Annotated in this window: 21 protein-coding genes; 9 read left to right on the forward strand and 12 right to left on the reverse strand. The window is 39.7% G+C overall.

Going from position 1 to position 13,852, the window contains the following annotated elements; genetic code table 11:
- Nucleotides 1-47 precede the first annotated feature (47 nt).
- From BN985_RS03290 to BN985_RS03300, 4 genes are all read right to left on the reverse strand, one after another.
- Nucleotides 48-680 carry a LysE family translocator gene (locus BN985_RS03290; RefSeq protein WP_042221075.1) on the reverse strand — a complete coding sequence of 211 codons (633 nt, stop codon included), beginning with the start codon at nt 678-680 and terminating at the stop codon, nt 48-50.
- A gap of 112 nt (nt 681-792) precedes the next feature.
- On the reverse strand, nt 793-933 hold the full coding sequence (locus BN985_RS18930) for a hypothetical protein (protein WP_156960068.1): 141 nt from the start codon (nt 931-933) through the stop codon (nt 793-795).
- 59 nt (nt 934-992) lie between these two features.
- Nucleotides 993-1,424: a YndM family protein gene (locus BN985_RS03295; protein WP_042221076.1), complete on the reverse strand. Its 432-nt coding sequence runs from the start codon at nt 1,422-1,424 to the stop codon at nt 993-995.
- Between the two features lie 115 nt (nt 1,425-1,539).
- Nucleotides 1,540-1,680 carry a YpzI family protein gene (locus tag BN985_RS03300; protein ID WP_084157441.1) on the reverse strand — a complete coding sequence of 47 codons (141 nt, stop codon included), beginning with the start codon at nt 1,678-1,680 and terminating at the stop codon, nt 1,540-1,542.
- A 144-nt stretch (nt 1,681-1,824) separates the two neighbouring features.
- Here BN985_RS03300 and BN985_RS03305 point away from each other — a divergent pair, with 144 nt between their 5' ends.
- Genes BN985_RS03305 through BN985_RS03315 form a run of 3 tightly spaced genes read left to right on the forward strand, consistent with a single transcriptional unit; the run spans nt 1,825 to nt 3,853 of the window.
- Nucleotides 1,825-2,415, forward strand: a complete 591-nt coding sequence (locus BN985_RS03305; RefSeq protein WP_052360595.1) for a lysozyme inhibitor LprI family protein — start codon at nt 1,825-1,827, stop codon at nt 2,413-2,415.
- Between the two features lie 37 nt (nt 2,416-2,452).
- Nucleotides 2,453-2,833: an SLAP domain-containing protein gene (locus BN985_RS03310; RefSeq protein WP_042221077.1), complete on the forward strand. Its 381-nt coding sequence runs from the start codon at nt 2,453-2,455 to the stop codon at nt 2,831-2,833.
- A gap of 57 nt (nt 2,834-2,890) precedes the next feature.
- Entirely contained in the window at nt 2,891-3,853 is a 963-nt protein-coding gene (locus BN985_RS03315) for a D-2-hydroxyacid dehydrogenase (protein ID WP_042221079.1), read from the forward strand.
- Nucleotides 3,854-3,906: 53 nt separating this feature from the next.
- Here BN985_RS03315 and BN985_RS19180 read toward each other — a convergent pair whose 3' ends face one another.
- The 4 genes from BN985_RS19180 to BN985_RS03330 all read right to left on the reverse strand — a co-directional run bounded on the left by BN985_RS19180 (nt 3,907) and on the right by BN985_RS03330 (nt 5,843).
- Complete coding sequence (locus BN985_RS19180) at nt 3,907-4,065, reverse strand: hypothetical protein (RefSeq protein ID WP_198029963.1); 159 nt, start codon at nt 4,063-4,065, stop codon at nt 3,907-3,909.
- A gap of 52 nt (nt 4,066-4,117) precedes the next feature.
- Entirely contained in the window at nt 4,118-4,366 is a 249-nt protein-coding gene (locus BN985_RS03320; protein ID WP_042221080.1) for a hypothetical protein, read from the reverse strand.
- A 195-nt stretch (nt 4,367-4,561) separates the two neighbouring features.
- A complete protein-coding gene (locus BN985_RS03325; RefSeq protein ID WP_042221081.1) occupies nt 4,562-4,918 on the reverse strand; it encodes a DoxX family protein in 357 nt (118 codons plus the stop codon).
- A gap of 1 nt (nt 4,919) precedes the next feature.
- Nucleotides 4,920-5,843, reverse strand: a complete 924-nt coding sequence (locus BN985_RS03330; RefSeq protein ID WP_042221082.1) for a LysR family transcriptional regulator — start codon at nt 5,841-5,843, stop codon at nt 4,920-4,922.
- A 114-nt stretch (nt 5,844-5,957) separates the two neighbouring features.
- Here BN985_RS03330 and BN985_RS03335 point away from each other — a divergent pair, with 114 nt between their 5' ends.
- The 3 genes from BN985_RS03335 (at nt 5,958) to BN985_RS03345 (ending at nt 7,876) form a co-directional block, all read left to right on the forward strand.
- The gene (locus BN985_RS03335) at nt 5,958-6,974 is read left to right on the forward strand and encodes a YeiH family protein (protein WP_042221083.1); all 1,017 of its coding nucleotides are present in this window, start codon (nt 5,958-5,960) and stop codon (nt 6,972-6,974) included.
- Between the two features lie 88 nt (nt 6,975-7,062).
- Complete coding sequence (locus tag BN985_RS03340) at nt 7,063-7,452, forward strand: hypothetical protein (RefSeq protein WP_042221085.1); 390 nt, start codon at nt 7,063-7,065, stop codon at nt 7,450-7,452.
- 85 nt (nt 7,453-7,537) lie between these two features.
- Nucleotides 7,538-7,876 (forward strand): zinc ribbon domain-containing protein YjdM, encoded by a 339-nt coding sequence (locus tag BN985_RS03345; RefSeq protein WP_042221087.1) that lies wholly within the window; start codon nt 7,538-7,540, stop codon nt 7,874-7,876.
- 60 nt (nt 7,877-7,936) lie between these two features.
- Here the strand turns inward: BN985_RS03345 and sspO are convergent, their stop codons facing one another.
- Nucleotides 7,937-8,089 (reverse strand): small acid-soluble spore protein O, encoded by a 153-nt coding sequence (sspO, locus tag BN985_RS03350; protein ID WP_042221088.1) that lies wholly within the window; start codon nt 8,087-8,089, stop codon nt 7,937-7,939.
- 206 nt (nt 8,090-8,295) lie between these two features.
- Here sspO and BN985_RS03355 point away from each other — a divergent pair, with 206 nt between their 5' ends.
- On the forward strand, nt 8,296-9,012 hold the full coding sequence (locus BN985_RS03355) for a hypothetical protein (RefSeq protein WP_042221089.1): 717 nt from the start codon (nt 8,296-8,298) through the stop codon (nt 9,010-9,012).
- Between the two features lie 71 nt (nt 9,013-9,083).
- On the opposite strand, the gene guaC is transcribed toward BN985_RS03355, so the two are convergent.
- From guaC to BN985_RS03370, 3 genes are all read right to left on the reverse strand, one after another.
- Nucleotides 9,084-10,067 (reverse strand): GMP reductase, encoded by a 984-nt coding sequence (guaC, locus tag BN985_RS03360; protein WP_042221091.1) that lies wholly within the window; start codon nt 10,065-10,067, stop codon nt 9,084-9,086.
- A 211-nt stretch (nt 10,068-10,278) separates the two neighbouring features.
- Entirely contained in the window at nt 10,279-11,784 is a 1,506-nt protein-coding gene (locus BN985_RS03365; protein ID WP_042221092.1) for a PH domain-containing protein, read from the reverse strand.
- Entirely contained in the window at nt 11,784-12,275 is a 492-nt protein-coding gene (locus BN985_RS03370; RefSeq protein WP_042221094.1) for a PH domain-containing protein, read from the reverse strand. Before BN985_RS03370 ends, BN985_RS03365 begins: the two co-directional genes overlap by 1 nt.
- A 188-nt stretch (nt 12,276-12,463) precedes the next feature.
- On the opposite strand from BN985_RS03370, the gene BN985_RS03375 reads away from it, so the two are divergent.
- Both BN985_RS03375 and BN985_RS03380 read left to right on the forward strand, forming a co-directional pair.
- On the forward strand, nt 12,464-13,360 hold the full coding sequence (locus BN985_RS03375; RefSeq protein ID WP_042221095.1) for a DNA-3-methyladenine glycosylase family protein: 897 nt from the start codon (nt 12,464-12,466) through the stop codon (nt 13,358-13,360).
- Nucleotides 13,353-13,826 carry a methylated-DNA--[protein]-cysteine S-methyltransferase gene (locus BN985_RS03380; protein WP_042221096.1) on the forward strand — a complete coding sequence of 158 codons (474 nt, stop codon included), beginning with the start codon at nt 13,353-13,355 and terminating at the stop codon, nt 13,824-13,826. Before BN985_RS03375 ends, BN985_RS03380 begins: the two co-directional genes overlap by 8 nt.
- The last annotated feature ends 26 nt before the right edge of the window (nt 13,827-13,852 follow it).

The raw sequence follows: 13,852 nt of genomic DNA on the forward strand, positions 1-13,852 counted from the left end.
TTATGAAGGGAGAGCCCAAGGCGTGACTGTCTTATATACCATTTCTTTTAAAGCTTTTGTAAGAGTAACATGGCTTCATATCCAAAATATAATCCAAACCCAATTAAGCTAACACCTGCTGTTACGGTAATGAAGTAAAGAAGACGATCTGTCAGTATGGTGCGAAATGCACTAGCCAATCCCGCCATTAAGACATCCCACATGATAATCCCGATAAAGATTCCACTACTGTAGAGAAGGATTTGTATGCTACCTATGGTTTCACTTGTCTTTGCCAAAACTGCTCCGTAAATACCAAGCCAAAATACGATGTTAAGGGGATTAGATATGGCCATAAAAAAGCCTGTGCCAAATGATTTCTTTTTCGTAGAGTTCTTAGTAGGATTCGTTCCCTCTATCTGCTTTTTGGCTTTTGCAATGCTTTCTATCCCAGTATAAACCAGAATGAAAAAGCCAAATGACCAAAGGAAGGTTTTCATAAGGGGGGTCGTTAGAAAGCTAGCCAGTCCAAAGTAAATGAGAAGCATAAAGACTAGATCACCCAGCATTGCTCCAAGCCCAACCAGCCAGGCGTGGAAAAAACCGTGGTGAATTCCTCTATTCAATTGAGCCGCATTTATTGGTCCAACGGGAGCGGATAAAGCAATTCCTAATAAAATATAACTAAAAAAATGTCCCATTTCTAACCCTCCCCAATAGCTTGTACATCAGTTAATACTATGTAGAGAAGACTGGTAACATTACATTGCAGGAACAAAGAAAAGCGGCCCCTTATATAGGGACCGTTACTCGTTACTTTCTTGTCTTGTTTTGAATGCTTGCTTCTTCTGGGCTAGAGAACTTTGTTGTATCTGTCTTTTGCATGACTGTGTCACGTCCAGATTTCGTGCGGCTTGTTGCTTTTGCATGTTTATCTTGGTGGTCTTTATTCAATTGTAACACCTCCTAGAGGGAAAGATATCGAACAAAACTCTTCAAGTTAACTTGAAATTTTACTTATCATAATTATCCTTTGGATCAAGCTCTTCAGATACCTCTGTACCTAAGTTCATGCTCCCTGTTACATTGGAAGTCGAAGAGTCGTTCTCCAACTGCCTGCTCACATACTTATGGAAGAAAGCTTCAAATGCAGCCACGCCTATGGAAGAAATTAGAGCAGGCACCATCCATTCCCCAGTAGGCTCTAATCCTTCACTCATCATAAATATAAGAGCGAAAGCGAGAACAAAGTCAGAGATAGAAGCTACTGTGTTATTGGTTCGGGGAAGAATGAATAGGTCTCCAATCAAGTATGATACAACGCCTAAGGTTAAGGTTATGAACAAAACATCACCAAAAGGCATCTCATAGACAAGCCCTAATACGACAAATAGTAAAACAAGTGCGGCAATTACCTTTATTGCAATGGGTTTTATATGGTTCAAATCGACCCTCCTCTTTCCAGTTAGCATTTGTATTAAAGCAAAAGCTATGCGTTGGAGTAAAAGGATTTCAAGGGAAATGAGGGCCACCACTTTGTGAGGACCCTCGTACATCGGTTTACTTATGGCCGTCGTTTAATCTTCTGGCTTCTTCTGGACTAGACATTTTGGTTGAGCCGGTATAGCGTAACCCGGTATCACGATCGGATTCCACACGGCCGCTTGCCTTCAACTTCTTTTCTTGGCGATCTTTCCCCATAAATAGCACCTCCCAGACTTAACTTGGTTGTTTTTGCTCAGATTATTCGTAGAGAGAAATGAAGTTTTTGAAATGACAAGTAATGTCTATCATGGGATACTATAAAAAGGTAGCATTAAGAAAAAAGAGAGAGATGATTAGAATATGAAGAAATTACTTTTAGCCGGGGTGCTAATTTTGCTATTAGCAGCATGCGGAAACAATGATGACGAGAGTGCAAAAGACACAGATAATGTGAATGATAAAGACACTACAGCCGAGGAAACGGATAAGAATGCTGAGTCTGAGAGCAGTATGGATGAAGAAAGTGAGACAACAGCAACGGAAGAACAGGATGAGGAAAGCGAAGTAGCAGAAGAGGAGAAACCCAATTCTCCTGATATGAAAACAACCTATCGAAACAAGCTTGTCGATCTAGAAGAAGAATTGGCGGCTGAGGAACAAGAAATAGGCTCTACACAGCGAGAACTAACTGAATTTGCTGGGAAAAGCTTTAATATGTGGGATGATGCATTAAACGAAGTATATGCTGAATTGGAAAAGCAGCTTCCGGAGAAAGAAATGGAAAGCTTGAGAAAAGAGCAGCGGGAATGGGTAAAAATTAGAGATGCAAAAGCAGAAGAAGAGGCAGCCAAATATGAAGGTGGCTCAATGGAAACCATGCAATATATAAGCACACAAGCACAGCTAACGAAAGAAAGGTCTTATGAGTTAATTACGAAATATATGGACTGATACCGTAATCTACCAATAGAAAGAAAGGGATGAGACCATGCAACGATTAGTTTGGGAGCAGGCTTGGGATAAGACGATTTCACTTGGTGACAGGAAACAGATAGAAATAACATTTGAACAGGCTAATGAAGAAGCAACACCCATAAAGTATATTCCTTTTTGGCAGGCGCGAAACTATCGCGGAGAACTGCTAATAACGGTAATTGTCCAAAACTTTAGTGATGAAGCTATGTCCTTCACCCATTTGCCATTAAAGTACGTAGAAGAAGGGGAGCTTGTTGCCAGCCATACTTTTTCCTATTCTAATTTAGAGTTAGAGGCGAGAAGTAGTATGCCATGGACATTTATTTTTCCTGAAGAAGCCATTAAACGAGAACCTCAACTGATTGAAGGAATGTTACAGGATATAGAAGCCTAGCTCTAGAAATTTTAGGGTATAAGGTAATAGAGACAGTATTCAAAGGAGAGGGTTCTTATGTCAAAACGAAAAATGGTAGTAAATCTTGACCTTGAGAGACATTACATGGATGAAATTAAAGAAGCAGCTCCCGACTGGGAAGTTGTTTCAGGGAAAGATACGGATGAACTGCAAGAAGATTTAAAAGATGCAGAGGCCATTCTCCACTGGAAAAAAGCGATTGAGCATACGGTTTTGGAGCAAAACAACCAATTAAAATGGATTCAGACTTGGAGTGCTGGTGTAAACAACTTGCCACTTGAACAACTAAGTAAGCGTAACATATCCCTTACGAGTGCGAATGGTGTGCATGCCTATCCAATCTCTGAAACTATTTTTGCTTTAATGCTTGGGCTTACACGCAAAATTCATACATATGTCCGCCAACAACAGCAAAAGCAATGGGAACATGCAGATCTAAAATCGGAAATTCATGAAAAAACAATTGGGGTGCTCGGTGTTGGTGCCATTGGTCTGGAAACAGCAAAAATAGCGAAGGCTTTTGGAATGAAAGTGCTAGGTGTACGCCATTCTGGTAAAAGTACCGATTTTGTGGATGAGATGTACACACCTGATCAATTATCGGAAGTTCTACCACACTGTGATATTGTAGTCATTACACTGCCATTAACGGAAGAAACAACAAATTTATTTGGAACAGAGCAATTCAAACAAATGAAGAACAGTTCTATCTTAATTAATATTGGTAGAGGTCCAATTGTGCAAGAAGATGAGTTGATTGACGCACTTCAATCTGGTGAAATTGCTGGTGCAGGATTAGACGTGTTCGCGACAGAACCGTTACCAGAAGATAGCCCACTTTGGGAAATGGAAAACGTGATTGTTACCCCACATACTGCAGGGTCAACGGAACATTATACAGAGCGTGTTGTAAGGGATGTATTCATTCCAAATCTTAAGAACTACCTTGAAGGAGAAAAACCTTCTAAGAACCTAGTTGATTATAATAAAGGGTATTAATAAAGCTAATGGCATACGAAACGACGTATGCCATTTTTTTATAATATTCAATGTTAATGCTCTCTCTTCTCAACAAACAACAAAATGAGTGTTGCAAGGGGACCTAATAAAAGAGAAAGTAAAAACCAGTTTAATCCTGTTCTATTCTTCCCTTGTGCGAGACCAGCATTAATTAACGCTAGTGTACCCCATCCTACAAAGTATTGATCCATTGACCTCTCCCCCAAAAACTATGTTAGTGCACGACGCAAGGCTAACATGTAACTATAAACCGCCATAGTTGCGAAGAACCCAATTGGCGAATATCATTCCCCCAATTGTATTCACTACTGCTAACACCATGATTATCTTACTTTGCTTGCCTACATCATACCCTCTTTTCAGAACTAAACCTAGAAAGAATGCAAATGGTCCAAATGCAATCGGACTGAACAGATAAGGTAAGAATGTAGCTATCCAAGTAATTGTTAACAATATTACCTTACCGTCTCTTTTCTCACTATCAGTATGCACCGTGAAAACCCCTTTACTTAAACTATAGTGTAAATCAGTTTAAAGAACTCTATACAATGCTAACATAATTTTTAGATATATAGTTTTGCTAGGTAAAATTAGAAGAATGTTTTGTTGTTTTTTTTGATGCTACTCAATCTAAAACATGTACATATTCTATCCTAGCAAACTTATTTTCCCCCATGGAGAAGTTGATTAGCCGACTTTCCTAACCTTCAACACCCACCAAATCAACACAAATTGCAGGGGTAGACGCAACCATAATGCGAAGGAGGGAATATTGTACTGCTCTGGTTCTAACGCCATATAGATATTCACTGGGAAGATTAACACTAAAAATATTGCAATTAGAATTCCTGCTTTTCTCCGAGTGGGCTTGTAAAGCAAGCCAATGGCTAGTAGGATCTCGATGACTCCTGAAATATAAACAACTGCTGGGCGGAATGGAACCCAATCAGGCATAGCCCCTGTGAAAAAAGGTTCTAGCACAAAATGGGATATTCCAGCCAATATAAAGAGTATGGCAAATACATATAATGCTATTTTTTTCATGTTAAGACTCCTTTTCTGTGGCTAGACGATCTGCCATTCTATTCCCTTTATAAGCTTCCACTACACCAATAAATGTTTCTACGTTTTTTTTGCTTCGCATAACTGGAGAATAGATATAAGAGAGAGTCCTAGTAAAACGCAAATCTTCTACCTCCAGTACGTCGAGTGCCCCATGCATCTTTTCCCGGGAAATAACGCTACGAGACAATAGAGATAAACCCATTCCTCTCATCACGCTCTCCTTAATCCCCTGATTGCTGCTAATGGTAAGCATTGACTTCACAGAGAGGCCATTACTCCGAATGACATGGTTTAAATACTCTCTTGTCCCTGAACCATCCTCTCTTGTAATCCATGTCTGCTCATGTAAATCCTTAATCAATATGCGCTGTTTCCCTGCAAGTTCATGATCAGTCGAGCAAATGATGGACAGTTCATCGTTCATAAAGGGATGAACAGCAAGTTCCTTTTCATTACTCTGACCTTCAATCAACCCCACGTCAACCTGAAAGAGACGCACCTGTTCTACAATTTCTTCTGTATTTCCAATTACGACCTCTAATTCTAATGCTGGAAAATCATGCTGTAGTTGTTGTAGAAAAGTAGGTAAAATATATTCTCCTATTGAAAAGCTCGCGCCAATTTTTAATTGGCCTTGAATAGATTGGTGATGTGTTGCTATATCCTCTTGCGTTTGCTCATACATGGCAATGATTTGCTTGGCGCGGTCATAAAGTATCTCCCCTGTTGGTGTAATTTGAACAGATTTTGGTGAGCGGACAAAAAGTTCTGTGTGAAACTCCTTTTCGAGGTTTTTAATATGTAAGCTAACACTAGGTTGTGAAATATGTAATGCCTGTGAGGTTTTCGTGAAATTTCCCACGTCAGCAAGTGTTATAAAGGTTTTAAGGGCATCGTAATACATGGTCACACTCCTTATTATTAGTATTCCTAATCATAACAATAATTTATATGTATTTCACTAATAGTAGAGCTTTCGATAAAGTGAATGGAGAGTGAAATAGAGGACGTGATAGATATGGGAAGTTACTTGCAAAAAAATAGTCAAAATGGATTTATTGTGGGTATTGGATTAACACTTCTGCTTGCATTGTTGGCAGGCCTCTTCGCCAAACTACCTTTCTTAGCAATCATGGGGCAGCTCGTGATCGCAATAATTTTAGGAATGGCATGGCGAGCAGCATTTGGTCTACCTGACACATTACGGGCTGGAGTGACCTTTTCTAATAAAAAGCTTTTACGACTAGGAATTATCTTATTAGGTATGCGCTTAAACTTAGCAGACATTTACAATGCGGGTATAAACGTGTTTATTATCGCCTTTCTTAATCTTGTGTTCGCACTTATTCTCGTTTATTTCCTTGCACGCTGGTTCGGAGTGGGTCGCAACCTGGGAATCCTTACCGCATGTGGTACAGCCATATGCGGAGCTGCAGCTGTTGTGGCAATTGCCCCGATTATTAAAGCAAAAGAAACAGAAACGGCTGTGAGCGCTGGAATCGTAGCATTATTAGGTACCACTTTTACTTTGGTGTACAGTTTAATTTACGGATTGTTACCATTATCGTCAACAGGCTATGGCGTATTTGCGGGAGGTACCTTGCATGAAGTGGCTCATGTTGTTGCTGCAGCTGGGGCTGGAGGAGAAACGGCAGTTGATATGGCAGTACTTGTTAAATTAACACGTGTCGCATTACTTGTCCCTGTTGCCTTTGTTATTGGTTATCTTATACAAAGAGGAAATAAAAAAGCGGCAGGAAGCAAACCTACAATGTCTATCTTCCCATGGTTCATTTTAGGATTCCTTGCCATGAGTGGTTTTAATACATTAGGCATCGTTTCGGAGTCTGTAGCAAATAGTATTGTTATGATTGCTTACCTTTTAATCGCGATGGCGATGGGTGGTCTTGGGTTAAATGTGGAGGTCAAAACTTTCCGTAAGTTAGGAATGAAAGGAGTTGCTGCAGGTATCGTCGGATCTGTATTCCTAGCGATTTTTGGTTATGCGCTTGTGATGCTTTTTCAATTAAATTAAAGAAACATGAAACTTTTTAGCAGATGTGCTGTATGAATAACAGAGCACATCTGTTTTTTATATGAAGAGTTATAGGAGGTAAGAATGGATGGAAGAGACTTTTGTAAACCTGTTGACGTTGTTTGTTTCTGTTTTGTTTGTAGGGATGGCCGCCTTTCAAGTGCTTCTTTCGTTTGGACTGCCGTTAGGAGAATTTGCGATGGGAGGGTACTATAAGGTATTACCTAAAAAATTACGTTTAGTCAGTTTATCGAATGCTATTATTCTTCTAGGTATGTGTTTGGTTTACTTAAAAAATGCTAATTTAATAAGTGGCTTTGAGTTTTTACCAATTCCTATTTTGGTTTGGGTCATTAGTATCTTTCTAGGACTTAATACGATAGCAAATCTCGCATCCCGAAGTAAGAAAGAAAGGTATGTGATGACACCTATAGCAGGCGTTGCTTTTGTAATGTGCCTTTTACTGGCATTGAATTAACGCAGTTCTAAATACACCAATGAGCTTGTGCCACACTTGGCCAGGGGTGTGGTAAACTAATTGTATGTTAAAGGAGGTTTTACCTATGAACGAACTACCAAGTTGTCCAAAATGCCATTCAGAATATACATATGATGATGGGAATGTCTATGTTTGTCCGGAATGTGCCCATGAGTGGACGGGAGAAACAGAAGTGGAACAAGATGATGTGAAAGTGTACAAGGATGCAAATGGAACCGTATTGAATGATGGCGATGCTGTTACCGTAATTAAGGATTTGAAGGTAAAAGGCACGTCCTCTGTAGTGAAGAGAGGGACGAAGGTTAAAAACATCCGCTTAATTGATGGAGACCATGATATCGATTGTAAAATTGATGGTCTTGGTGAGATGCAATTAAAAACCAAGTTTGTGAAAAAGCTGTAACTTAAATCAATATGTACATACAGGAAGCCCCTTCTAGTTAAGGGGCTGTTTTAATTGGAATTATTGTCTTTTCTTCGTTTTTTTATTATTTAACTTTTCTTCGGTGGTAAGGGGTTCGTTCGCAAATTCGTGGTCAAATTGTTTTGATAACTTCCCTCTTACTGCTTGTTCATCACTCATACCAGCACGCTTCTTCTTTGAATCGCTTGGCATTCTCAACACCTCCTAGTGCTTATTATTCCAGTCTTTTAGTTAAGTATGTGCTTTTAGGGAGTTATAAAGGTTGTCTTATTAAAACCAGAGTATGTTTCCAAACTAGTTATAAAAATAGGAAGTAGGGTATAGGTTAAGAAAAGAATTTAATGCCAGTAAACCAATAAACGGAGGGATTACATATTTTACGAGTGGTTGCTTTGTTCTTGATTTTGTTCTTATTCGCAATACTAGACACAATAGGATTAGCACCTGATAATCCTATTACAACAACCCAGTTATGGATCTTCGTAGGTATCCTTTTTATTGCAATTGTCGGGATATTAACCTACAGAGCCTACCAGAGGAGGTCCGACCGGGAAGAAGATCAAAAGCCTACTGACATGGAACAGCATGATTTTGATTATGCATACCGTGAAAAGTACAGGGACGCATCAGAACAGTGGGTGTCCATCTTTGCAAGAGCTGAAGAGAGTCCCTATCAGGTCCGAGTATATTTTTTGAATGCTGTTCAACGATTTTTGGGTAAGTATTTAGATGTTTTCTTTTTCAATGCTGAAATACGGGGTGGGAATAGTCACTATACATTTAAACAGAAGCCCATTTTGAAAAACCTTTATACAAATCAATGGGACGTTTACCAGGATGATGCATACATTGGAAAATTCAAAATGAAGTTTAAGTTAAAAGAAATGCATGTTAGATATGAGCCAGTAGACCAACAAGAAGAGAGAATTTTTTATCAGCGCACGGTAATGTCCACTAAAACAAAGGCAACAGTAAGTAATGACAAGGTACTAGAAGCGGATGCTGACCGTTTTGCTATTCGGACAAATCATCGAGTAAACATTACTACGCAGGAGATAGACCCAGCCTTTTTGCTTGGTTTATATCATTTGACCATCCTGGTGAGGAATAAATAAAACATTATTGTGCAGACAAATTAGACAAAAAAGGCATGGGCTCTATAAAACCCATGCCTTTTGTAATAGACTTAATAAACTTTATCCCCGTTAAAAATGGAATTTTTCACGACAACGTAATCAACAGTGCGGATAGAATCAAGTGTGCTTCCACCAGCGTATGAGATTGAGGATTGTAAATCCTGTTGCATTTCAGTTAATGTATCGTCAAGAGAGCCTTTGTGCTCCACATACATTTTCTTGCCTTCAACGTTTTTCTTTTCGCCTTTTTGGAATTCAGAAGCGGAGCCGAAGTACTCTTTATAAAGCTTTCCTTCTTTTTCAATGGTCTCGCCTGGAGACTCTTCATGTCCGGCAAAAAGAGAACCGATCATCACCATTGAAGCTCCAAAACGTACAGATTTAGCTATATCACCATGTGTGCGGATACCGCCATCTGCAATAATAGGTTTTGTTGCTGCTTTGGCACACCAGCGTAGTGCTGCAAGCTGCCATCCGCCTGTACCGAAGCCTGTTTTAATCTTCGTGATACAAACTTTCCCTGGGCCGATTCCGACCTTCGTAGCGTCTGCTCCTGCATGCTCTAATTCTCTAACCGCTTCGGGAGTTCCGACATTCCCTGCGATGACAAAGCTTTTTGGTAAATGCTGCTTGATATGCTTAATCATGTTGATAACTGCATTAGAATGTCCATGCGCAATATCAATCGTAATAAATTCCGGAACCAGTTCTTCGTTTGCTAATTGCTCAACGAATTCATATTCTTCGTCCTTCACACCTACACTGATAGAGGCAATAAGTTCGCTTTTTTGCATATCCTTGATGAAATCAATTCGCTTTCCTGGTTCAAAACGATGCATGACATAAAAGTAACCGTTTTCGGCTAAATGCACGGCAACTTTTTCATCTATAATAGTTTGCATATTTGCTGGTACGACAGGTAATTTAAAGTTATATCCGCCTAGCGTAACACTTGTGTCACACTCTGAGCGACTATTAACAACACATTTTGCTGGAATTAATTGAATATCTTCATAATCAAATACATTTTCCACTTTATACACTCCTAAAACCGAATGTTATTTTGAAACGAATAATTATCGTTCGTCTATTGCTTAATTTACATCATTTTGGATTAAAAGTCAATGCTGGTTAAATTAAAGCCCCCTAAACCCAAATAGCCAGGCAAATTCCTAGTAATAGCTACGAATGGCTGCCTAGCTGTTAAGTAAACATTTCCCCCACGTTAACTCAGAGGCCGTTAGATTATTTTAACTCAATTTCTTGGTTTCTATCCTGATACCATAATAGAAATGCATCTGCCCATTCTGTTGGGATATCCTCCATGGTAGTGTGCAAAACAGGCTTGGCGCGGTTGACTGTTTCTAATGATGCTAAGCCAAGCTTTTTTTGTACAATATTACGTGAGACTTCAACCTCTATTACTCTACTTCGTTTGGACAGGAACAAGGACGACCCGAACCCCCCTCTTCTAAGTTGGATGAATGAGTCATTGATCGTATAACGGGTATGCTTATAATTCATTATTCGTGATATGACGACTAAAACGAGTAAGATGAGTGAAAGAACCCACCAATATTCAGAAAAGCCAAACAGGTCTGGTTTCCAGAAAAAAAGTACTGCAGTGGCGGTAATCCAGAACCAGCTTGGTGTTAGCATGCGCAACCAAAATGCTTCACGAGGAAGGGACTGCATCGAATCTGTTAGCCTGTAAGATGGCAATATTTCCTCTACGAGCTGGTGAGCTTTCTTTACTGGTAAAAAGGGATAAAGGCTATTAACGTCAGCCCCATCATCTCCTAGTGCCCCAGCAACCACCAGCTTCACTTCTGCAAGCCCGAGTATCCGTTTCATAAAAGACTGCTGAATCTGAATGGCCTGGACGTTCTTTTTCGTAATAGAAAATGCTGTTTCTTCCAGCACACCCTTGGTAATATCTATCTTCTCACTATCTGATGCAATTTCATATTTCCCATATTTTAAGAAAGTCCATACCATGCCACCGATCATTAATAGGGCAATTACCAAAATGATAGAGAGGGCAATCATCCACCATCGATCAAGAATGAATGCAAGGAACCCTTCTGCTTGCTGCTCAGTAGGAATAGCGTCGTCAAACTTATTTACCTGAGATCCTAAAATTGGTATTACAGCCAGGAAGCTTAACGATGTAAAGGAGGCTTTTATGACTTCCTTTTTCGTCGGACTAAAATGCACGACTCGATCTGATTTGCTTTCTGAACCTTGATGCGTATCCGTGTTTTCTATCGTCGTATTTTCAGGATCCGCTTCTGGTTTAACAGCAGTAGTTTGCTCATAAACCGTCTTTTCTAATCGACTTGCTTCAGCATGTGTTACGACATTAAATTTTACAGAGCTATCATCACCTTGAGAGCTCGTTTCAAACGTTATCGATGTGACGCGGAAAATGCGGTGAAATAATTTGGTTTCCCGTTTAACATGCTGGACTTTTGAATATGGAATCGTTTTTTTATTCTTAGAAAAGACTCCTTCAGTTAGAACGAATGCTGTTTGTGTCAGGGTGTACCTATTGGTAGACCATTTTAATATGAGATGAATGAGCTTAGCAGCTATTAAAACGTAAAAGGCAATCCTGCCATACGTGATAAACCAGGAATCTGAACCAGCTTGAAAAATAAATAGGATGAAAATGAAGAAGATGATGTTTTTGATAAACAAGAAAAAGTCATAGACGATTAGCAAGGGATGATGTCGTGTTGCTTCATTCATTACTCCATCTCCTCTACTTTCGCGTAATGGGCAATCGTATTTCTTAGCTCTGTCGCCACTTCCTTTTCGAGAGCTGGAATCGTGTGTGAAGAGCCCATTGTTTGTACCGTTACCGAATACAACTCAAATTTACGTAGCAATGGCCCTTGCTTTGTAGAAACGGATTGAATCTTTGTCATTGGTACAAGCTGATGTTCTTCCTTTATTGCGCCAGACTTTAACTGCAAAAATTCCTCGCTAATCCCAAACCTCCAATGCTTGTACAATAAAGCTGGTCGAGTATAGCCCCAAATTGCGCCCACAATGGTAATAACAACTAACCCGATAAGAATCCAGCCTATCCAACTAACCCAAGAAAAATAGTAATCCAGATAAAACAGTATTGCTAACACAATTAGACTAATGATATTGGAAATTGTTTCACTAAGCCGCCATACCTTTACTGCTTTCTTGGAAAGTTTTTGGTTAGGTGATAAAAGATTCTCCGACATATGTAACACTCCTCTTTCAACGATGTTGCACCAATATGGTTGGTCGATAATACTAATACGAAAAACTAGCCAAAATGTTTCAAGTTTTCATGAAATCTACACTAGGTATCGAACGAAATAGAGGCAGTCTTTTGTTAAAATAGAGGTAGTAGAGTTAGAGCCACGAAGCTATTAAGAGGGGGGAGTAAATGGTGAAATGGCAAGATAAACAAAGTTATATGGAAGCTGAATGTCCAAGCAACTATCAATTTGATGAGACACTCGTTTTCTTAAAGCGTTCGAATCAAGAAATGCATCGGGTCGAAGGAAGAATAGTGTATAAAGCATTAAAGGTAGACGGGAGTGCAATCCTATTTTCAGTGACGGAGGAAAACGATAAGCTTTACATACATGTTTTAAAGGGAAAAGCTGACAGTTTAACCAAAGAGTCCATCACTGTTTATGTAACGAAATGGTTTGACTTAGAGCGCGATGTAGCACCCTTCTACCAATTAGCACAGCAGGACCCTTATTTAAGTAAGCTTGTTCAGCAGTATAGTGGCTTACGTATAGTGGGAATCCCTGACCTGTTTGAAGCATTTGTATGGGCTATCGCTGGACAACAGATCAATTTGACGTTCGCTTATACACTAAAGCGCCGTTTCGTGGAGCAGTTTGGGGAAAAGCTTGATTGGGAGGGCGAGGCTTATTGGCTGTTTCCAGAGCCGGAAGATCTAGCAGATTGCACGATTGAAATGTTAAGAGTCTTGCAGTTTTCATCCCGAAAAGCAGAGTATATACTAGGTATAGCAGAGAAAATGCGAGATGGTTCTTTACAACAAGCATTAAGAGAGAATAGCTATCAAGAGTTAAAAAAAGAGTTGCTGTCGATTCGAGGAATTGGTGCTTGGACAGCAGATTATGTGCTAATGAAATGTTTTCGCATGCAAAACGCTTTCCCCATCGCGGACGCCGGCATACATCAAGCATTAAAGCAACAACTTGGTAGGAAGCCAACGTTGGAGGAAATAGCGAAACTGGCAAGAAATTGGGCTGGCTGGGAAGCATACGCAACCATCTATTTATGGAGGTCTTTAAATGAATAAAGTAGATTATAAATCACCGATAGGGATAATTGAAATAACTGGAACAGAGGAAGCGATCTATGACGTCTCTTACACCGAAAAGCAGGAGGTAGCTTATACATTTTCAGAAAGCCTCCCTCAGACGGTGAAGGATTGTTATACACAGTTAGATGAATATTTTAAGGGAGAGCGTTTGGAATTTGATCTGCCTTTTAAACTGGAGGGTACGCCTTTTCAGCAAGAAGTTTGGCAGGCACTAAGAGAGATCCCATATGGGAAAACAGGAAGCTACAGAGATATTGCGGTATCCATTAAACGTGATAAAGCAGTGCGTGCTGTTGGAAGTGCGAATAGCAAAAACAAAATTAGTATTATTTTTCCGTGTCACCGTATTATAGGGACAAGTGGAAAGCTAACTGGCTATGCGGGCGGTTTGTGGCGGAAAGAATGGCTGTTAGCACATGAGAAAAAGATAATGAATAAATGAATCTCCTATTAATAACTAAGTCTTAA

Source organism: Oceanobacillus manasiensis (assembly GCF_000724085.1).
Taxonomy (GTDB): domain Bacteria; phylum Bacillota; class Bacilli; order Bacillales; family Amphibacillaceae; genus Oceanobacillus_B; species Oceanobacillus_B manasiensis.